This is a genomic window from Paraburkholderia sp. SECH2 (genome assembly GCF_030464795.1).
Taxonomy (GTDB): Bacteria; Pseudomonadota; Gammaproteobacteria; order Burkholderiales; family Burkholderiaceae; genus Paraburkholderia; species Paraburkholderia aspalathi.
In genome coordinates, this window is record NZ_JALPRH010000022.1 from 84,102 (window position 1) to 102,886 (window position 18,785).

Here is an 18,785-nt window from a genome sequence, read left to right on the forward strand (position 1 = left end):
TTCACCACCTGAACTCACTCGATTCGATGAATAAAGACCTCTTTCTGATCGGCATTGACGGCGGCGGCACGGGTACGCGAGTCGTACTCGGCGATGCGCAGGGCCGCGAACTGGCGCAGGCGGCGAGCGGCCCCTCGGGGCTGGGTCTCGGCGTGGAACGCGCGTGGCAGGCCATTGAGGCCGGCTGCGCCGCCGCATTCGCACGGGCCGACATGTCATTGGACTGGGCGCGCTGCGTACTCGGTTGCGGGTTGGCAGGGGTCAATAATCGCGACTGGCTGGCTGCGTTTCGCGCGCAGGCGCCGACGGTAGCCGGGCTTGCGGTGGAAAGCGATGTGTACACCACCTTGCTTGGTGCGCACGGCGGCGCGCAGGGCGTGGTCGTCGCGCTTGGCACCGGCAGTCAGGCGGCTGTGCTTGACGGCAACGGCGAGTGCCGAACTGCCGGCGGCTTCGGTTACCCGTCGGGTGACGAGGCGAGCGGCGCGTGGCTTGGGCTGCGAGCCATCGTGTACGCCCAGCAGGCGGTCGACGGCCGTGTACCCAACGACGATCTGGCGCAGGCGCTGCTCGCCCACACCGGCGCACATGACAGCGACAGCCTCGTGGTCTGGCTGTGCGAAGCCAATCAAACCGCTTACGCAAGGCTCGCGCCGATCGTCTTTGCACATCGCACGCATCCGTTTGCCGCGCGTTTGCTCGGCGAAGCCGGCCTGGAAGTGGGCAAGATGATTGCCGCGCTCGACCCTTCGGAGACCCTGCCGGTCGCGCTGTGCGGCGGTCTCGGCGCACCCTTGCGCGAGTACGTGCCGCAGAGCTATCAAGCCCGTTTGCGCGAGCCGTTGGCGGACTCGGCACACGGCGGTTTGCAGTTGGCGCGGCGCGAAGCGGCTCGCATCGGCGGTTGAGAATCGTCGGGCGCGCCGGGTGCGATCTCTCGGATGCGGCGCACAACGGTAAAATGCGATCTTTGACGCTGCCCGGCTGCCCACACTATGTACAAAGTCATTGCCACGGATCTCGACGGTACGCTGCTCAACGCCGATCACCAGGTGGACCCGTTCACGATCGCCACCGTGCGTAAGCTGGAAAGCGACGGGCTGCATTTCGTGATCGCCACGGGGCGCCACTATAGCGACGTTGCGGGCATTCGCGACCTGCTGGGCATCGAGCCGTACCTGATCACGTCGAACGGTGCGCGCATTCACGCGCCGGACAACGCCGTGATCCACGCCGACGACCTGCCGCCGGCCATCGTGCAGCGGCTGGTGCTGCCGGAAATCGTCGGCGAGCACGGACGTGTGATCGTCAACCTGTTCGCCGACCAGGCGTGGTTGATCGACCGCGATGCGCCGGACCTGCTGAAATTCCATCAGGATTCCGGCTTCACCTACGAGGTCACCGACCTGCTGAAACACGACGGCGTCGACATTGCCAAGGTCCTCTACATCGGTGACCCTGCTGACCTCGCGCAAATCTCGGCCAACCTGGCGCGCGAATTTGGCGACGCGCTGTACGTTACCTATTCGCTGCCGGATTGCCTTGAGGTGATGACGTCGAACGTATCGAAGGGCCGTGCTTTGCAGATCGTGCTCGAGCGCCTCGGCGTCGATGCCTCGCACTGCGTGGCGTTCGGCGACAACATGAACGATATCGACCTGCTGGAGACAGCCGGCCATCCGTTCATGATGAACAACGCCAATCCCGATCTCATCACGCGTCTGCCAAACGTGCCGCGCATCGGCAACAACTTCGAAGCGGGCGTGGCGCACCATCTGCGCAAACTGTTCTCGCTCGACGACGAACTGATGTCCTGAAAACGGACCGGCCCGCATCCTCTTTCGTGGATGCGGGCCGGTTGTTCGCCTCCCCAGGCGAAGGCCTTACGAGCCAGCGCTACGATTAGCCGTGCCATCCGCCACGGCGATCGCCGTGGTCATCGTGACCCCAGTGGCGGTCGTTGTGATTCCAGCCGCGGTTATCCCGGTGGTCGTCGCGATAGTAGCCGCCGCGGTCGTAGCGGTGGTCCCAGCCGCCGTTGCCGTAGTACACCGGCTGCGGCGCTGCGTAGACGGGTGCAGGCTCGGCATAAACCGGTGCGCCGAGCGACAGGCCGATATTCAGATCCGTATGGGCTTGCGCGACACCGCATGCGCCCGCCGCGAGTCCAGCAGCAACCAGCAAGTGAGTGACGATGCGTTTCATGTTGTTCTCCTGTGAGGCGACGTATGTTTGTCGCACAGGACCAATCTACGCATTCCGGTCGCTGATTAGTGAGACGAGATGTTACGGACTGCAAGCATCGTCGCAGGGTTTGAAAGGCAATAGAAGGAACATTCGAACGCAACACGCGGTATGCGTTTTCCGGCCGAAGCCCCGTCAAATAAGGCCCCCCGGCTTCCTGGGACGAGCCGGCATCCAGTTCCCATAGTCTATTGCAGCATTCGGACGGCTGCGCCCGTAATCGCGGCTTACATCTGTATTACCCAATTAATCAGCCGAGCCAGAGGAAGCACCCGCCGCAGCCGCGGAAGGCGCTCCCGGCAGCGCCGCGCATGGGCAATCCGCAGCGCGGCCGTTCAACCCCTGGCGGTCAAGCTTGAACGTGGCGTGGGCCGTGCCGTTTTGCCAGTTGAGGCGAACGATATAAATACTGTCGAAGTCGTCGCTTTGCCAGTTGGGGACATCGGCGGCATTGCCGCCATGCGTGCTCATCATCTGGCGCAGCAACTTCACGATCAACTTGTGCTCCCATGCAACGACAATCAGCTTGTTGCGATTGGCCGGATTGACGAGCGCTGTGCCGAGTTGATCGATCTGGGCGAAACCGTATGGCGTTTGCACCGGCATCTGGAACTGGATGGCGGTCGGCTCGATGGTCGCAAGCGGCCGGACATAGTAATAGGGATGACCGCTGTCGTCCTTTTGCTGGCCGGGATCGGGTGCGTAGATCGCATCCGGTTTGCCGAACTTGGCGGCGATCACCGCCGGCAGGGCCAGCGCGCGGTTGAGCCCCTGGCAATTGAGCTGGCCGTAACCCTTGGCGGGTTTCTCACCGTGGCGCACGAATACGAGCGTTTCGGTATTGCTGTCCGCCGCATGGGCCGCGGGTAACGCCAGCACGCCTGCACACAAACCGCCGATGGAGAGTGCGACGCCATGCAGGAATCCGCGGAAACGGGTCATCAGTAGCACCTGTGCGAGCTTGGGAAGTCGCACGATTCTAGCAGCGGGTTATCGGCAGGCCATGGGCTGCCCGCATTGTGCGCAAAAACGAAACGGGCGCCGTAGCGCCCGCTTTGATTGCGCAGGGTATGCACACCCTAGCACACCCAGCGCACTCGCCGATCAGTCGAGCGCCAGTTCCTGCGAATTGCCGCGGCGGCTTTCGGCGACGAGCGGGTACAGCACACCTGCGATCACCGCGCCGATAATCGGTGCGACCCAGAACATCCACAGCTGATCCACCGCTGCGCCGCCGACGAACAGCGCCGGACCGGTGGAGCGCGCCGGGTTGACCGACGTGTTGGTAACCGGAATAGAGATCAGGTGAATCAACGTCAGGCACAGGCCGATGGCGATCGGCGCGAAACCGGCCGACGCGCGTTTGTCGGTCGCGCCGAGGATGACGAACAGGAAGAAGCCGGTCATCACCACTTCGCAAATGAATGCCGCTACGAGCGAGTAATGGCCCGGCGAGCGCTCACCGTAGCCGTTGCTGGCGAACCCGCTGGCAACGAGGTCGAAGCCCGGCTTGCCCGAGGCGATCAACGACAGCACCAGCGCACCCAGCACCGCGCCGATCACTTGCGCGGCGATGTACGGCACCAGGTCGCGGGCCGGGAAGCGGCCGGCGACGGTCAGGCCGACGCTCACCGCCGGATTCAGGTGGCAGCCGGAGATGTGGCCGATCGCATACGCCATTGTCAGGACAGTGAGGCCGAAGGCGAGCGAGACGCCCACGAAACCGATGCCCAGGCCGTGGACCGGGCCGGCGAAGTTAGCGGCGAGGACGGCGCTGCCGCAGCCCCCGAGCACGAGCCAGAAGGTGCCGAACAGCTCGGCAGCAAGGCGCTTTGACAACTGCATGATTGGTAATCCTAAAATGTTTGACGCTTGGAGTGGCATGAACGCTAAGCGCTAGTGCATGCCATTGAGCGCGCAATTCTAGGGAAAGACAGCCGGATTAGGTGTCAAGAATTGTCAAAGTGGAGTCGCCTTTACCTATTATTACCCGATAAAGATCTCGTTTTACAATTCATCGACGCTTAATAATTATCAGATGATTTCTTCCTAAATCGGTATTATTGTCCATTGCGAATTTTTATAATTGCAGCTAGTCTGCGAGCGAATGAGTTCTAAAAAGGGGAGAACCGATATGTCTCAATATGCAGACCTCAAGGCGCAGATTGCCAAATTGCAGGCACAGGCAGACGAAGCCCGTCGTACTGAAGTCGACAATGTTGTCGCCGACATCCGCCAAAAGATCGCTGAATACGGTCTGACCGCGCAAGACCTCGGCTTTGCGGTGGCCGCCAAGCGTGGACGCCCGCCGAAGAAGGCGCCGCTGCCGGCCAAGTACCAGGATCCGAAATCGGGCAATACCTGGAGCGGACGCGGCAAACCGCCAAAGTGGATTGTCGGCAAGAATCGCGAACGCTTTCTGATTGGCGCGGCCTGAATGCCCTGTAGTCCGGGCGAAAGCCAACTGAAGGTTGAACGGCGCCGGGTTGTTTATTCGCGTCGCGCTAATCCGGGATGGAAGCGCATCCATGGCTGAATTAAAAAAGCCGCCCTTGAGAGGCGGCTTTTCCGTAGTAGAAGCGGGTTAACTCTAGCTAAGCGCTCGCGCAAACGATTCACCAGGCAAATTTACTCATGATTGGCGTGCGAATCGGAAAACAGCGAGAAAACGGCGTAAGCGGCAGAAGTACGACTTAAGCGGCTGAGCGGATAAAAACCTCAGCCACTTAAGCCCATCGCTCAACCCACCGCAACCCGGCGCAACATTGGGCGGCGCGTCGCTTCGATCAGTGCCGAATAGCCGTCAACGTAATTCTGGGCCATTGTTTTCGAACTGAAGCGGCGCTCGAACTGCGCGCGAATCTCGGTGCGCGACAGTTCGTCCAGACGCTGCAGCGCGGCTACCGCGCCTTGAACGTCCTCGACAATGTAGCCGGTCACGCCGTGGTCGATCACTTCCGGCACCGAACCGCGGTTGAAGGCGATCACCGGCGTGCCGCACGCCATCGATTCGATCATCACGAGACCGAACGGCTCCGACCAGTCGATCGGGAACAGCAGCGCCTTGGCGCCCGACAGGAACTCGGGCTTTTGCGCCTCGTTGATCTCTCCGACGAACTCCACGTGCGCCATGGAGAGCAGCGGTTCGATTTCCTTCTTGAAGTATTCCTGGTCGACCTTGTCCACCTTGGCGGCGATCTTCAGCGGCAAACCGCTTTGTGCAGCGATCTTGATAGCTGTATCGACGCGCTTCTCCGGACAGATTCGGCCGAGGAACGCCAGGTATTCCGGCTTCTTGTGCGCCTGCGGAGTGAGCAGTTGCTCCGGCAGACCGTGATAAATCGTATTCAGCCAGTTGGCCTGGGGCAGCGGCACGCGCTGCGAATCCGAGATCGACACCACCGGCACGTTCGAGAACGCGTCGAACACCGGTTGCAGCTCCGGCAAGTCCAGACGGCCGTGAAGCGTCGTCACGAACGGCGTGTCCATGGTCGTGAAGAGCGGGAACGGCATGTAGTCGAGGTGAAAGTGCAGCACGTCGAACTCATGCGCGACCTTGCGCACCTTTTCCATCATCAGGACGTGCGGAGCCAGCGCATCGCGAATCGTCGGGTCGAGGCGCAGCGCCCGCGGCCAGCACGCATCGAGGTTCGCCGAGGTGACCGAGTCGCCGCTTGCAAACAGCGTGACGTCGTGGCCGAGATCGACCAGCGCTTCGGTCAGGTACGAGACGACACGTTCGGTGCCGCCGTAGAGTTTCGGCGGGACAGCTTCATACAGCGGCGCAATTTGTGCGATTCGCATGCGTTTCTCCTGTTCAAAACGGCTTCGCACAACGGCGCTCGGGTCGAGCGAGGAGCGAATGCCTGACGGACGGTTGGGCGCGGTAAGCCGCCGCCCGGGGGTGTTCCGAACCTGCATCGGGTAATCCCTTAGCTTCATTATCGGGATCGGCCGCGCTAATTCGAGTTATTTTTCAAACGCTTAATGTTGTTACAGCGCGAAACATGATGCGTTACAGGTCGGCAGGAGGGTGTCCCGATAGTCGGCAAGCACGACAGGATGGGCATCCGAACGCTAAAGGAACACCAGCAAGGGGCGGTCCCGGGGGGCTGAAACGCGCCCTAAACCACGCGCGTTGCACAGAAGTGAAAACGTCTTATAATTCTTCCTCACCACTACAAGGTGCGGATTGTGAGTCACTCAAGACTCACCGTTTGGTTCACATTTCTGCTGAAGAAATAGCCAAAACGCATCGCTGGCCTCAAGCTGAGCGCCACTTCGGCTGCTTCAGCCTGCTTTTCGACCCCCTCCGTGTAGGAATAATTCCTACACGAATGACGGATTAATCCGTCAAACAGGCAGGGTGTCTGTCCGATTTTCGTCCGCTCCCCCTTTCGACACAATGCTCCCAAGACCAGAAACGAGCCGATTCGTGCGGTTTAAGTGCGCGCGTTCGAGCAAACGTTTCCGTAACGGCCTGACCAGCCAGATACACCCGGGGGAATCATGAGCGCGACAAGCGAAATGCTCAATGAGATCAGAGAAGTCAATCTTTCTTATCTCCTGCTCGCCCAGCGTCTGCTGCGCGAAGACAAGCCTATGGGCATGTTTCGCATGGGGATTTCGGACCAGCTGGCCGACGTCCTCGCCAACCTGTCTTTGGCGCAGACCGTGAAGCTGGCGGCGTCCAATCAGGTGTTGTGCCGTTTCCGTTTCGATGACCATGCCGTACTGTCCGCCCTTGCGGACAAAGGCAAATCGAGCGCCGTGGCCCAGGCGCATTCCGCGATCCTGATGGCAAGCCAGCCAGTCGAGCAACTCAGCTGATGGCAGCTTTTGGTTCAAGTAAAGCGATCAGGATTGGGGAATTGCAAGCGGATGGCCTATAAGAGCGTTGTGCAGGAAGTCAGGGAAATTACCCTCGCCATCGAGCTGATCGAGCTCGGTGCGCGTCTGCAATTGCTGGAAGCGGAAACCAGCCTGTCGCGCGACCGGCTGATCAAGCTGTACAAGGAGCTGAAAGGGGTGTCGCCGCCCAAGGGCATGTTGCCGTTTTCGACCGACTGGTTCATGACCTGGCAGCCGAACTTTCACTCATCGCTTTTCTACAACATCTACTGTTTCATGGCCGGCCACGGCGGCTGTCCGACGATCCAGTCGATTGTGAAGAGCTACCGGCTCTATCTGGAACACGTCCAGCTGCACGACGACGAGCCCGTGCTCAGTCTCACGCGCGCCTGGACGCTGGTGCGCTTCTTCGACTCCGGAATGCTGCAAATGACCGCCTGCTGCCGGTGCGGCGGACATTTTGTCGCGCATGCCCACGATCCGCAGCACGCCTTTGTTTGCGGGTTGTGTCAGCCGCCGTCGCGCGCGGGTAAGACAAAGAAATTTGCCGACGCCCGGGCCCGCGAAAGCCTCGCCGCGCTCGAAGTTTGAGCCGTAGGGCGGTGCCGGCCTTTAGCCCGCAATCCGGCGCACAGGTCGTTTCACACGCCCACATCCCCATTCGGCGGGCTTTCCAGCCCGATCGGTCAACACGGGACCCGGCCGGGCCGGTTTAACCCGCCTCTGGTTTACACCGGAGCGACGAGCCGCTTTTCCGCCAAAGTTTTCTGCTCCGTTGCCGTAAACCAGATTAACGACGGTCACCGTCGCTTCTTTGTGAGGGCTCGGCAGTGCTGATTTTCGTGGGAACACTCGTGACGCTATTGTCCGTTTTCGGCGGTTACGCGCTGGAAGGCGGCCATCTCGGCGCGCTGTTGCAGCCTGTCGAAGTGCTGATGATCGTCGGCGCCGGCGTCGGCGCATTCATTCTCGGCAACGGGATGAAGACGATCAAGGCGACACTGCGCGTCATTCCAACCCTGTTCAAGGGCGCGAAGTACAACAAGGACGTCTACATGGAGCTGATGGCGCTCCTCTACGTCCTGCTGGCCAAGGCGCGCAAGGAAGGCACGCTGACGCTGGAAGCCGATATCGACGATCCGTCGAAGAGCCCGATCTTCACCCAGTACCCGAAGATTCTCGCCGACCATCACATCATCGAATTCCTGACCGACTACCTGCGTCTGATGGTCGGCGGCAACATGAACGCGTTCGAGATCGAAAGCCTGATGGACGAGGAGATCGAGACGCATCACCAGGAAGGCGAGGCGCCCGCGCACGCCCTGAACAAGGTCGGCGACGCGATGCCGGCGTTCGGGATCGTGGCCGCGGTGATGGGCGTGGTGCACACCATGGCTTCCGCCGACAAGCCGCCCGCAGTGCTCGGCGAGATGATCGCCCAGGCGCTGGTCGGCACCTTCCTCGGGATTCTGCTTTCGTACGGGCTGATCGGACCGCTCGCGAGCGTCGCCGAACAGCGCGTGACCGAGTCAACCAAGATGTTCCAGTGCATCAAGGTGACGATCCTCGCCAGTTTGAATGGTTATGCGCCGGCGATTGCCGTCGAATTCGGCCGCAAGGTGCTCTTCTCGACTGAACGCCCGTCGTTCGCCGAGCTGGAAGAGCACGTGCGCCGCGTCAAAGCCAAGTAATGGGCGCCGGGAACTGATTCGATGAGCAAGGATAAAGACCGCGCCATTGTCGTCAAGCGCTCCGCGCCGGCCAAGAAAGGCCACCACGGCGGCGCATGGAAGCTCGCGTATGCGGACTTCATGACCGCGATGATGGCGTTCTTCCTGCTGATGTGGCTGCTGAGTTCGGCTTCCACCGTGCAGTTGAAGGGCATCGCCGATTACTTCAACCAGCCGTTGAAGATCACGCTGTGGGGCGGCGATCGCAGCGCAGAGGACTCGAGCATTCTGAAGGGCGGCGGCCGCGACATTTCGACCGACGCGCAGGGCGTGACGCGCTCGACTGACGGCACGAACAATCGCGCCGAGCGCACGGTCTCGCATAGCAACGACGACTCGATCAAGCAGTCGCAGGGCGAGCTGGAGCGCCGCGAACAGGTCCGTCTGCACGATCTGCAGGTCAAGCTGATGGCCGCGATCGAAGCGAACCCGGTGCTGCGCCAGTTCAAGCAGCAGATCCGCATCGACTCGACGCTGACCGGCCTGCGCATCGAAATCGTCGACTCGCAGAAGCGGCCGATGTTCGCGACCGCGAAAGACGTGGTTGAGCCGTACATGCGCGACATCCTGCGCGAAATCGGCCACACGCTGAACGACGTGCCGAACCGGATCATCGTGCAAGGACACACCGACGCCGCGCAATACGCGGGTGGCGAGAAGGGCTACAGCAACTGGGAACTGTCCGCGGACCGCGCCAATGCGTCGCGCCGCGAGCTGATCGCCGGGGGCATGGACGAAGCGAAGGTGATGCGCGTACTCGGCCTCGCGTCGACGCAGAACCTGAACAAGGCGGACCCGATGGACCCGGAAAACCGCCGCATCAGCATCATCGTGCTGAACAAGAAGTCGGAGGAGGCGCTTGACCATGACGACTCCACCACGACCACCTTGTCGGACGACGCGGCCGGCTCCAAGCCGCTGCTGCAAAGACTTGCGCAACCGGTGACGGTTGCACCGAAGGTGCCGGCGGCAGCGCCGGCAGCCCAGTAACAGACAGCGACCGGCGGGCCGGTCCATGCGCCCAGGTGGCGCGGACGGCCAGCCGGTCCATAGCGTAAGTGCAGCGAGGTTTTCATGATCAGGCACATCCTGGCAATCGACGATTCGGCATCGATGCGGCAAATCCTCGCCGCAACGCTGACGACGGCAGGCTATGAAGTGACGCTCGCGGCGGACGGCATTGAAGGGCTCGAAAACGCGCTCGCCATGTCGTTCGACCTCGTGCTGACCGACCAGCACATGCCGGGCAAAACCGGCCTCGATCTGATCACGGAACTGCGCGGCAATCCGGCTTACCAGGCGACGCCCATCCTCGTCCTTACGACGGAATCGGGCGAGCCGTTCAAGGAGGCGGCGCGGGCCGCGGGGGCGACCGGCTGGATTGAAAAGCCGCTCGACCCCGACATGTTGACCGAACTGGTCGCGGCACTAGCCGAATCGGACAACGCATGAGCGCCCTATAAGCGCCACCTTTACACAAGTTACAGAAGCTCTCGACGCGGCGGCACGACAGCCCATGCGTAGACAGGAACTCTCGCGGTGACCCAGGCATGACACTCGACATCACTCAGTTCTATCAGACCTTCTTCGACGAAGCGGACGAACTGCTCGCGCAGATGGAGCAGTTGCTGCTCAATCTGGACATCGCCCATCCGGACCCCGAAGACCTCGCGGCAATTTTCCGCGCGGCGCATTCGATCAAGGGCGGTGCGGCGACGTTCGGCTTTACCGCGCTGACGGAAACGACTCACATTCTCGAATCGCTGCTCGACCGCGCGCGCAATAACGAACTCGTGCTGCGCAAGGACATGATCGATACGTTCCTCGAAACAAAGGACGTGTTGTCGGGTCAGCTCGCCGACTACCGTGCGAGCGCCGAGCCGGATACGGCTGTTGCCAAGGCGATCTGCGCGAAGCTCGAACAGTTGCACGCCGAAAGCCGCCTGGGCGCCGAAGCGGCCGCGGCGCCGGCAGCCGCCGCACCGGTGGCAGCCACAGCACCAGTAGAAGCATCAACAGCAGGAACAGCAGAAACAGCAGGACAAGGCGGTACCCCGCCCGAGCACGTCGTCGAACAGGCGGTGCAGGCGGCGGGTGAATGGACTGACGGCGAACCGGCACAGACCGGACAAGCCGCGGGCGCCGGCGATGCAGCCGGCCCCCATCTGAAAATTACGCTACGGGGCGTAGGTGAGAAGGACCAGGAACTGCTGTCCGAAGAGCTCGGCAACCTGGGGAACATTGTCGGGCAGGTCAAGAGCGGCGGCGATCTAACGCTGTGGCTCCAGACCGATGTGACCTCCGACGACATCATCGCCGTGTGCTGTTTCGTGATCGACGAAAGTCAGATCGCGATCGGCCGCGGCACCGCACCGGCGGACGAGACGCAGCAAGGCGAACCTGGAACGCCCGACGCTGCCGATTCGGCCCCGGCGCAAGCAGCACAAACGGCACACGCTCACCAGGCGGAGCAGGCAGCATCGTCGGCACCGGCGGCCCACACCGCTGCGCCCGCTCAAGCCGCCGCCACGCACGGACTGTTCAACGCCCCGGCGTCGACGGCGACTACGCCGGCGCCTGCCGCGGCTGCACCCGCAGCAGCGACCAGCGCACCGGCGGCAAGCGTGGCAGCAACTGCGACGGCGACCGCCGAACAGGATCGCAAGGCGGCACGGCCGGCCGCGGCAGCAGGTGGCGCGGAAGGCAGCTCGATTCGCGTCGGCGTCGAAAAGGTCGATCAGCTGATCAACCTGGTCGGCGAACTGGTGATCACGCAGGCGATGTTGGCCGAAACCACCAGCACGTTCGATCCGGCGCTGCACGACCGGCTCTTCAACGGCATGGCGCAGCTCGAGCGCAATGCGCGCGATCTGCAGGAAGCGGTGATGTCGATCCGCATGATGCCGATGGACTACGTGTTCAGCCGCTTCCCGCGTCTCGTACGCGATCTGGCGGCGAAACTCGGCAAGGAAGTGGAACTCGTCACCTTCGGTCAGGCGACTGAACTCGACAAGAGCCTCATTGAACGGATCATCGATCCGTTGACTCACCTCGTGCGCAACAGTCTCGACCACGGTATTGAAACCGTGGAAGCGCGGCGTGCGGCGGGTAAGGATTCGACCGGCCAGCTGGTGCTGTCTGCGGCTCACCATGGCGGCAACATCGTCATCGAAGTGAGCGACGACGGCGCCGGTTTGCGCCGCGACAAGATTCTCGCGAAGGCCGCCAAGCAGGGCATGCAGGTCAGCGAATCGATGTCCGACGAAGAAGTCTGGAACCTGATTTTCCTGCCGGGCTTTTCGACGGCAGAGCAGGTCACGGACGTCTCCGGCCGCGGCGTCGGCATGGACGTGGTGAAGCGCAACATCCAGTCGATGGGTGGCCACGTGGAAATCACCTCGCATGCCGGCAAGGGCAGCACCACGCGCATCGTCTTGCCGCTCACGCTGGCGATTCTCGACGGCATGTCGGTCAAGGTCGGCAACGAGATCTTCATCCTGCCGCTGAACTTCGTGATGGAGTCGCTGCAACCGCGCGCCGAGGACATCTACACGGTGGCCAACGGCGAACGCGTGGTACGCGTACGCGGTGAATATCTGCCGCTCGTCGCGTTGCACGAAGTGTTCAACGTCGACGACGCCAAGCAGGAACCGACGCAAGGCATCGTCACCATTATGCAAACCGAAGGGCGCCGCTTTGCGATGCTGATCGACGAGCTGGTGGGGCAGCAGCAGGTGGTCGTGAAGAATCTGGAAACGAATTACCGCAAGGTGCACGGCATTTCCGCCGCAACCATTCTCGGCGACGGCAGTGTCGCGCTGATCGTGGACGTGGCGGCGCTGAACCGGGAAACGCGCCATGCGCACGGCGCGATGAGCCTCGCATGACATCCGCAACACTCACTCAACTTATTTCATCCCAACCGTTTGGGGGCTAACGTGGCAGAAGTTCAATCCATCAATTCGAGCGTCGCGAACGCGACGAATGGTCGCCGCGACGCGCAGCAGGCAGACGCCGGCGGTCAGGAATTCCTCGTCTTCACGCTCGGCGCCGAAGAGTACGGCATCGACATTCTCAAGGTGCAGGAAATCCGCGGCTACGACAACGTGACGCGAATCGCCAATGCGCCTGAGTTCATCAAAGGCGTGATCAATCTGCGCGGCATCATCGTGCCGATCGTGGACATGCGCATCAAGTTTCATCTGGGCCGCGTCGAGTACGACCACCAGACCGTCGTGATCATCCTGAACGTCGCGCATCGCGTGGTTGGGATGGTGGTGGACGGCGTGTCGGACGTGCTCACGCTCGCCACCGACCAGATCATGCCGGCGCCGGAATTCGGCGCGACGCTGACGACCGAGTACCTGACGGGCCTCGGCACCGTCGACGGCCGCATGCTGATCCTGATGGACATTGAGAAGCTGATGACCAGCCGCGAAATGGCGCTGATCGAAACGCTCAGCGCGTGAGTATGACTACGCGCCAGTAAGAAAGACTGATCGAAGAGGGAGCATCAAGATGCTGAGCAGGTGGTCGATTCGCACATCGCTGACGATGGTGGGGGTCATTCTGGTTGCGCTGACCGTCGTGGTTGGCGCGCTTGGTCTGACCGCGCTGAACGGCGCGAGCCAGTCGCTCGACCGTATCGCGCGCGGCGATCTGGTCGCTATTCACGCGCTCGACGATGCTTCGGCGTATCTGTTGCGGTCGCGCGTGTCGCTGGATCGTTTCAATTCGTTGAGCGCTGCCGGCGACACGGAGCAGGCCAAGAAGGTTCTCGACCGCGCGCAGGAGCTGTACGGCAAGAGCAACCAGAACTGGCAGACCTATCTCGACACGCCGAAGAGCGGCGTCGATCAGGCGCAACTGGACGAACTGGTGGCCCGTCGCACGACCCTGATGCGCGACGGCATGGAGCCTGAATTCGCCGCACTGCGGGCGAACGATCTGGCTGCCTATCACGCCGTCGCCGATACGAAGATCAGCCCGTGGTTCGTTGCCTACGACAACGCCGCGTCCGTTGTTATCAAGTCGCTGCAGCAGCTCGCAACGGATCAGCAATCGAGCGCGCAATCGAACATTTCGTTGATGACCTCGCTGATCATCGGCGTCACCGTGATCGCGTTGCTGCTGGTATTGGGTATCCGCTTTGCGCTGCGCGGCCTGATCGTGCAGCCGCTGAACGATGCCACGGCGTGCTTCGAACGGATCGCTTCGGGCGATCTGTCCGAGCAGATCAACGTGTTCAGCCGTAACGAAATCGGTCGCCTGTTCGCCGCCATCAAGCGCATGCAGGAAAGCATGGCGACGATGGTGACGGCGGTTCACAGCAGCACCGAATCGATCGACACCGGCGCGCGCGAAATCGCCATGGGCAACACCGATCTCTCGCAACGCACCGAACAGCAGGCCGCGTCGCTTCAGGAAACCGCCTCGAGCATGGAGCAGCTGACCGGCACCGTGCGCCAGAACGCCGAGAACGCGCGCCAGGCGAGCCAGTTGGCCGTCAACGCGTCGGATATCGCGACACGCGGCGGCGACGTGGTGAGCCAGGTCGTCACGACGATGCAGGACATCGCGACCAGTTCGAACAAGGTCGTCGACATCATCGGCGTGATCGAAGGCATTGCTTTCCAGACCAACATTCTCGCGCTGAACGCGGCGGTCGAAGCCGCGCGGGCAGGCGAACAGGGCCGCGGTTTTGCAGTGGTCGCAGGCGAAGTGCGCAGCCTCGCGCAGCGCAGCGCCAGCGCCGCGAAGGAAATCAAGGAACTGATCGGCGATTCGGTCGACAAGGTGCAAAGCGGCTCGGCGCTGGTCGGCCGCGCGGGCACCACGATGGACGAGATCGTTCAGGCGGTGCGCCGCGTGACCGACATCATGGGCGAAATCAGCGCGGCTTCCGAAGAGCAGTCGGGCGGCATCGAACAGGTGAATCGCGCGGTCGTGCAGATGGACGAAGTCACGCAGCAGAACGCCGCGCTGGTCGAACAGGCAGCGGCTGCGGCGGCGTCGCTCGAAGACCAGACGCGACAACTGCAAGCGGTGGTGAACGGCTGGAAAGTAGCCGGCGGCCAGACGCGCAGCGTCGCAACGGCAGCTGTAGCTGCAGCGCGTCCGCAAGCGGCGGCACGTTCGAACGGCAGCAAGAGCGCCAGCCAGCACGCGCAGCCCGCAAAGGCCGCGCCGCAAGCGAGCGCACATGCAGCAGCGCATCCGGCAGCAGGCAAGGCAGCAAGTACGGCAAGCGCAGCAAAGGCGGCAACGCCGGCTTCGTCCACCCACGGTGCCGACACTACGCGCGTCGAACCGGCTCTCAAACCGAAGACGGCCCGCGCCGCATCCGACTCCGCAGCACGTCCGGCCGTGGCAAGCGCCGCGTCGGCAGGATCGGACGCGGACTGGGAAACGTTCTAGGAAGTGGCACAGAGACATGCGGTCATTCGGCATCTCGCTCCATGACGGGCGAATCATCGAAGCACGCTTACAAGGCGTGTCGCGGGCCGATCGCGTGTTGGCAGAACTCGCGGGTGGGCGCGACCCCGCGAACACAACCCCTTTCGCCAGAAGCAATTCGGTTGGCGAAAAGCGGGATGGCTCGTATTGCAGGCAGGGACTCTCATAATGGCAACGCGCGAACAGCAACCTCCGCAACCGGCGCGCCCCGCCCGGGCGGAACCGGCTAGAGCCGGCGAGCAAGGACGGGATTTCGAATTCACGTCGGCGGATTTCGCTCGCATTCGCGATCTGATTCATCGCAGCGCGGGCATTTCCCTGTCGGATCACAAGCGCGATATGGCGTACAGCCGTCTGGCGCGCCGCTTGCGTTCCCGTGGCCTCGAGACCTTCAAGCAGTACCTCGATCTGCTCGAAGCGGAAAACGATCCGGCCGAGTGGGAAGCGTTCACCAATGCGCTGACCACCAACCTGACCGCGTTCTTCCGCGAAGCTCATCATTTTCCGATCCTGGCCGAGTTCGTGCCGCGCCGCGCGCAGCCGGTTTCCGTGTGGTGCTCGGCGGCCTCGACCGGTGAGGAACCGTATTCGATCGCGATGACGCTGATCGAAGCGCTCGGCGACAGCGGTGCGCGTCAGGCCACCGTGCTCGCCACCGACATCGACACGCAGGTGCTGGCGAAAGCCGAAGCCGGCATGTATCAGTTCGACCAGGTGAAGCACCTGTCGCCCGAGCGGCTCAAGCGCTTCTTCCTGAAGGGCACCGGCGCGCACGCCGGCATGGTCAAGGTGCGTCCGGAAGTGCGCGCGATGGTACGCTTCGAACAGCTGAATCTGACCGACCGCGATTACCAGTTGCGCTCGCAGTTCGACGCGATCTTCTGCCGTAACGTGATGATTTATTTCGACAAGCCGACGCAGGGGCAGGTGCTGGCGCGCTTCGAGCCGCTGATGAAATCGGGTGGTTTGCTGTTTGCCGGCCACTCGGAAAACTTCACCTATGTGACGCAGGCGTTCAAGCTGCGCGGTCAGACCGTCTATGAACTGACGCGCGACGCAGGCGCCGCACGCACGCCGGCACGCGCCGCGAGCCATGCCGGCAGCGCAACGACGAGCGGGGTGACCGCATGAGTAGCAGCCTGCCGATCGCCTCCAATCTGTACTTCGACAATCACTTCCAGCGCCCCGGCGTGAAGCTGTTGCCGAACGAGTTTTACACCACGAGCGAAGACATGGTGCTCGTCACCGTGCTCGGTTCGTGTGTCGCGGCCTGCATTCAGGACCGCACGGCCGGCATTGGCGGCATGAATCACTTCATGCTGCCCGACGACGGCGCGGACGCCGGCCAACCCGCATCGGATTCGATGCGCTATGGCGCGTATGCCATGGAAGTGCTGATCAACGAACTGATCAAGGCCGGCGGCCGGCGCGAACGCTTCGAAGCCAAGGTCTTCGGCGGCGGCGCGGTACTGGCCGGCATGACGACGATGAACATCGGCGATCGCAATTCGGAATTCGTGCGCCGCTATCTGGCGCTCGAAAAGATCCGCATCGTCGCAGAGGATTTGCAGGGCAATCATCCGCGCAAGGTCGCCTTCATGCCGCGCACCGGCCAGGTGATGGTGAAGAAGTTGCGCCTGCAGCAGGAAGCGGGCGTGGCGGAGCGCGAACAGGCGCTCGTGCGGCAAAGCGCCGAAGCGCGTGCCGAGCGGCTCGCGGCGGCCCGCAAACGGGTCGAGTTGTTCTCGACGCCGGCCGCCACGCGGCCGAAGATCGAACTGTTCGGCGCGGCAGGCGGCAGTGCCGGCGCAGGCGCAACGAAGCCGCGCATCGAACTGTTCGGCGCAAGCCCGCGCCCGATTAATTCAAACAACGCCAGAACTACAGAGGAGGCGTGAGCGCTGTGCAAAAGATCAAAGTACTGTGCGTCGACGATTCGGCGCTGATCCGCAGCCTGATGACGGAAATCATCAACGGCCAGCCGGACATGACTGTCGTGGCGACCGCACCTGACCCGCTGGTCGCGCGCGATCTCATCAAGCAGCACAACCCGGACGTGCTGACGCTCGACGTCGAAATGCCGCGCATGGACGGTCTCGACTTCCTCGAGAAGCTGATGCGTCTGCGGCCGATGCCGGTCGTGATGGTGTCGTCGCTGACCGAGCGCGGTAATGAAATCACGCTGCGCGCGCTGGAACTGGGCGCAGTCGACTTCGTCACCAAGCCGAAGGTCGGTATTCGCGACGGCATGCTCGACTACTCGGAAAAGCTCGCCGACAAGATTCGCGCCGCGGCCCGCGCACGCGTGCGCCAGGCCGCGCCGGTGCAGCACGCGGCCACGCATGCGGCGCATGCGCCTGCTGCCGCCGCGCCGCTCTTCAACAATCCGCTGCTCAGTACCGAGAAGCTGATTATTGTCGGCGCGTCGACGGGCGGCACCGAAGCGATCCGCGAAGTGCTGGTTCCGCTGCCGCCGGATGCGCCTGCCGTGCTGATCGCGCAGCATATGCCGCCGGGTTTCACAAAATCTTTTGCACAACGCCTTAATGGTTTGTGCAGGATTACCGTTAAAGAGGCAGAGCACGGTGAACGCGTGCTGCCAGGACATGCGTATATCGCGCCCGGCCACGCTCACCTGTTGCTGGCTCGCAGCGGCGCGAACTATATTGCGCACCTGTCGGACGAACCGCCGGTGAACCGGCACCGTCCGTCGGTTGATGTGCTGTTCCGTTCGGCCGCGCAGCATGCAGGCAAGAATGCGGTAGGCGTGATCCTGACCGGAATGGGGCGCGATGGCGCCGCCGGACTACTGGACATGAAAAAAGCGGGGGCGTATACCCTTGCACAGGACGAAGCGAGCTGTATCGTATTCGGCATGCCGCGCGAAGCCATTGCGCTCGGCGCCGCGGACGAAATTGCTTCGCTGCCGGAAATGAGCCGACGTGTGATGGCGCGTCTGTCGTCAATGGGCGACCGCGTACAGCGGGTATGATGCGCGGGCCTGACGGCGAGCGCCAGGCATGGGCCGGAGTAAGTCACTCCGGTCAATACGCATCGGAATGAACTGGCGGTCATGCGCCGCATCATGGATCAAGCAAAGGGAATGAAATGGATAAGGGAATGAAGATTCTGGTGGTTGACGACTTTCCGACGATGCGCCGGATTGTTCGCAACCTGCTCAAGGAGCTCGGCTACTCGAACGTCGACGAAGCGGAAGACGGTCAGGCCGGCCTCGCGCGTTTGCGCAGCGGTGCGTATGACTTCGTGATTTCCGACTGGAACATGCCGAACCTCGACGGTCTGGCCATGCTCAAGGAAATCCGCGCCGACGCCCACCTGACGCATCTGCCGGTGCTGATGGTGACGGCCGAGTCGAAGAAGGAAAACATCATCGCGGCGGCTCAGGCCGGCGCGAGCGGTTATGTCGTCAAGCCGTTCACGGCCGCGACGCTCGACGAGAAGCTCAACAAGATTCTCGAGAAGATGGCGAAAGCCGGGAGCTGA

The 18,785-nt window shown here is 62.4% G+C and carries 19 protein-coding genes; 15 read left to right on the plus strand and 4 right to left on the minus strand.

All coding sequences use genetic code 11. From position 1 onward, the window contains the following. Nucleotides 1–26 precede the first annotated feature (26 nt). On the plus strand, nucleotides 27–908 hold the full coding sequence (locus tag M0D66_RS28715) for a BadF/BadG/BcrA/BcrD ATPase family protein (protein WP_200653784.1): 882 nt from the start codon (nucleotides 27–29) through the stop codon (nucleotides 906–908). An 87-nt stretch (nucleotides 909–995) separates the two neighbouring features. Beyond that, a complete protein-coding gene (locus tag M0D66_RS28720) occupies nucleotides 996–1,817 on the plus strand; it encodes a Cof-type HAD-IIB family hydrolase (protein WP_211706152.1) in 822 nt (273 codons plus the stop codon). 85 nt (nucleotides 1,818–1,902) lie between these two features. Here M0D66_RS28720 and M0D66_RS28725 read toward each other — a convergent pair whose 3' ends face one another. From M0D66_RS28725 to aqpZ, 3 genes are all read right to left on the minus strand, one after another. Then, nucleotides 1,903–2,205, minus strand: a complete 303-nt coding sequence (locus tag M0D66_RS28725) for a PXPV repeat protein (RefSeq protein ID WP_266212318.1) — start codon at nucleotides 2,203–2,205, stop codon at nucleotides 1,903–1,905. A 285-nt stretch (nucleotides 2,206–2,490) separates the two neighbouring features. Then, a complete protein-coding gene (locus tag M0D66_RS28730; protein WP_093640783.1) occupies nucleotides 2,491–3,186 on the minus strand; it encodes a histidine phosphatase family protein in 696 nt (231 codons plus the stop codon). A gap of 162 nt (nucleotides 3,187–3,348) precedes the next feature. Further along, on the minus strand, nucleotides 3,349–4,089 hold the full coding sequence (aqpZ, locus tag M0D66_RS28735; protein WP_266212319.1) for an aquaporin Z: 741 nt from the start codon (nucleotides 4,087–4,089) through the stop codon (nucleotides 3,349–3,351). Nucleotides 4,090–4,378: 289 nt separating this feature from the next. On the opposite strand from aqpZ, the gene M0D66_RS28740 reads away from it, so the two are divergent. Beyond that, a complete protein-coding gene (locus M0D66_RS28740; RefSeq protein ID WP_093640787.1) occupies nucleotides 4,379–4,681 on the plus strand; it encodes an H-NS family nucleoid-associated regulatory protein in 303 nt (100 codons plus the stop codon). A gap of 302 nt (nucleotides 4,682–4,983) precedes the next feature. Here the strand turns inward: M0D66_RS28740 and M0D66_RS28745 are convergent, their stop codons facing one another. Continuing rightward, complete coding sequence (locus M0D66_RS28745; protein ID WP_154559871.1) at nucleotides 4,984–6,048, minus strand: glycosyltransferase family 4 protein; 1,065 nt, start codon at nucleotides 6,046–6,048, stop codon at nucleotides 4,984–4,986. Between the two features lie 705 nt (nucleotides 6,049–6,753). Between M0D66_RS28745 and flhD the strand changes: the two genes are divergently transcribed. The 12 genes from flhD to cheY all read left to right on the plus strand — a co-directional run bounded on the left by flhD (nucleotide 6,754) and on the right by cheY (nucleotide 18,785). Further along, nucleotides 6,754–7,074: a flagellar transcriptional regulator FlhD gene (flhD, locus tag M0D66_RS28750; RefSeq protein ID WP_093640793.1), complete on the plus strand. Its 321-nt coding sequence runs from the start codon at nucleotides 6,754–6,756 to the stop codon at nucleotides 7,072–7,074. Nucleotides 7,075–7,125: 51 nt separating this feature from the next. Beyond that, nucleotides 7,126–7,686, plus strand: a complete 561-nt coding sequence (gene flhC / locus M0D66_RS28755; protein ID WP_200620183.1) for a flagellar transcriptional regulator FlhC — start codon at nucleotides 7,126–7,128, stop codon at nucleotides 7,684–7,686. Between the two features lie 239 nt (nucleotides 7,687–7,925). Next, nucleotides 7,926–8,786, plus strand: coding sequence for a flagellar motor stator protein MotA (motA, locus tag M0D66_RS28760; protein ID WP_006050895.1), 861 nt, complete (start codon nucleotides 7,926–7,928; stop codon nucleotides 8,784–8,786). 21 nt (nucleotides 8,787–8,807) lie between these two features. Next, on the plus strand, nucleotides 8,808–9,815 hold the full coding sequence (motB, locus tag M0D66_RS28765) for a flagellar motor protein MotB (protein ID WP_093640796.1): 1,008 nt from the start codon (nucleotides 8,808–8,810) through the stop codon (nucleotides 9,813–9,815). 84 nt (nucleotides 9,816–9,899) lie between these two features. Next, nucleotides 9,900–10,277 (plus strand): response regulator, encoded by a 378-nt coding sequence (locus M0D66_RS28770; RefSeq protein ID WP_093640799.1) that lies wholly within the window; start codon nucleotides 9,900–9,902, stop codon nucleotides 10,275–10,277. 98 nt (nucleotides 10,278–10,375) lie between these two features. After that, nucleotides 10,376–12,712: a chemotaxis protein CheA gene (cheA, locus tag M0D66_RS28775; RefSeq protein WP_266212320.1), complete on the plus strand. Its 2,337-nt coding sequence runs from the start codon at nucleotides 10,376–10,378 to the stop codon at nucleotides 12,710–12,712. A gap of 51 nt (nucleotides 12,713–12,763) precedes the next feature. Continuing rightward, nucleotides 12,764–13,294, plus strand: coding sequence for a chemotaxis protein CheW (gene cheW / locus M0D66_RS28780; protein ID WP_054038497.1), 531 nt, complete (start codon nucleotides 12,764–12,766; stop codon nucleotides 13,292–13,294). Between the two features lie 49 nt (nucleotides 13,295–13,343). Next, the gene (locus M0D66_RS28785) at nucleotides 13,344–15,242 is read left to right on the plus strand and encodes a methyl-accepting chemotaxis protein (RefSeq protein ID WP_266212321.1); all 1,899 of its coding nucleotides are present in this window, start codon (nucleotides 13,344–13,346) and stop codon (nucleotides 15,240–15,242) included. Between the two features lie 204 nt (nucleotides 15,243–15,446). Continuing rightward, entirely contained in the window at nucleotides 15,447–16,412 is a 966-nt protein-coding gene (locus M0D66_RS28790; protein WP_093641141.1) for a CheR family methyltransferase, read from the plus strand. Next, the gene (cheD, locus tag M0D66_RS28795) at nucleotides 16,409–17,179 is read left to right on the plus strand and encodes a chemoreceptor glutamine deamidase CheD (RefSeq protein WP_093640807.1); all 771 of its coding nucleotides are present in this window, start codon (nucleotides 16,409–16,411) and stop codon (nucleotides 17,177–17,179) included. Before M0D66_RS28790 ends, cheD begins: the two co-directional genes overlap by 4 nt. A 5-nt stretch (nucleotides 17,180–17,184) precedes the next feature. Further along, a complete protein-coding gene (locus M0D66_RS28800; RefSeq protein ID WP_167378470.1) occupies nucleotides 17,185–18,273 on the plus strand; it encodes a chemotaxis response regulator protein-glutamate methylesterase in 1,089 nt (362 codons plus the stop codon). 116 nt (nucleotides 18,274–18,389) lie between these two features. Next, a complete protein-coding gene (gene cheY, locus M0D66_RS28805) occupies nucleotides 18,390–18,785 on the plus strand; it encodes a chemotaxis response regulator CheY (protein ID WP_093640812.1) in 396 nt (131 codons plus the stop codon).

What these genes read in the sequence shown, in the direction of transcription:
- aqpZ (WP_266212319.1), bottom strand. Translation starts at nt 4,089, where the DNA reads ATGCAGTTGTCAAAGCGCCTTGCTGCCGAGCTGTTCGGCACCTTCTGG.
- M0D66_RS28785 (WP_266212321.1), top strand. Translation starts at nt 13,344, where the DNA reads ATGCTGAGCAGGTGGTCGATTCGCACATCGCTGACGATGGTGGGGGTC.
- flhC (WP_200620183.1), top strand. Translation starts at nt 7,126, where the DNA reads ATGGCCTATAAGAGCGTTGTGCAGGAAGTCAGGGAAATTACCCTCGCC.
- M0D66_RS28725 (WP_266212318.1), bottom strand. Translation starts at nt 2,205, where the DNA reads ATGAAACGCATCGTCACTCACTTGCTGGTTGCTGCTGGACTCGCGGCG.
- flhD (WP_093640793.1), top strand. Translation starts at nt 6,754, where the DNA reads ATGAGCGCGACAAGCGAAATGCTCAATGAGATCAGAGAAGTCAATCTT.
- cheA (WP_266212320.1), top strand. Translation starts at nt 10,376, where the DNA reads ATGACACTCGACATCACTCAGTTCTATCAGACCTTCTTCGACGAAGCG.
- cheY (WP_093640812.1), top strand. Translation starts at nt 18,390, where the DNA reads ATGGATAAGGGAATGAAGATTCTGGTGGTTGACGACTTTCCGACGATG.
- M0D66_RS28740 (WP_093640787.1), top strand. Translation starts at nt 4,379, where the DNA reads ATGTCTCAATATGCAGACCTCAAGGCGCAGATTGCCAAATTGCAGGCA.
- M0D66_RS28720 (WP_211706152.1), top strand. Translation starts at nt 996, where the DNA reads ATGTACAAAGTCATTGCCACGGATCTCGACGGTACGCTGCTCAACGCC.
- M0D66_RS28730 (WP_093640783.1), bottom strand. Translation starts at nt 3,186, where the DNA reads ATGACCCGTTTCCGCGGATTCCTGCATGGCGTCGCACTCTCCATCGGC.
- M0D66_RS28715 (WP_200653784.1), top strand. Translation starts at nt 27, where the DNA reads ATGAATAAAGACCTCTTTCTGATCGGCATTGACGGCGGCGGCACGGGT.
- motB (WP_093640796.1), top strand. Translation starts at nt 8,808, where the DNA reads ATGAGCAAGGATAAAGACCGCGCCATTGTCGTCAAGCGCTCCGCGCCG.
- cheD (WP_093640807.1), top strand. Translation starts at nt 16,409, where the DNA reads ATGAGTAGCAGCCTGCCGATCGCCTCCAATCTGTACTTCGACAATCAC.
- M0D66_RS28770 (WP_093640799.1), top strand. Translation starts at nt 9,900, where the DNA reads ATGATCAGGCACATCCTGGCAATCGACGATTCGGCATCGATGCGGCAA.
- M0D66_RS28745 (WP_154559871.1), bottom strand. Translation starts at nt 6,048, where the DNA reads ATGCGAATCGCACAAATTGCGCCGCTGTATGAAGCTGTCCCGCCGAAA.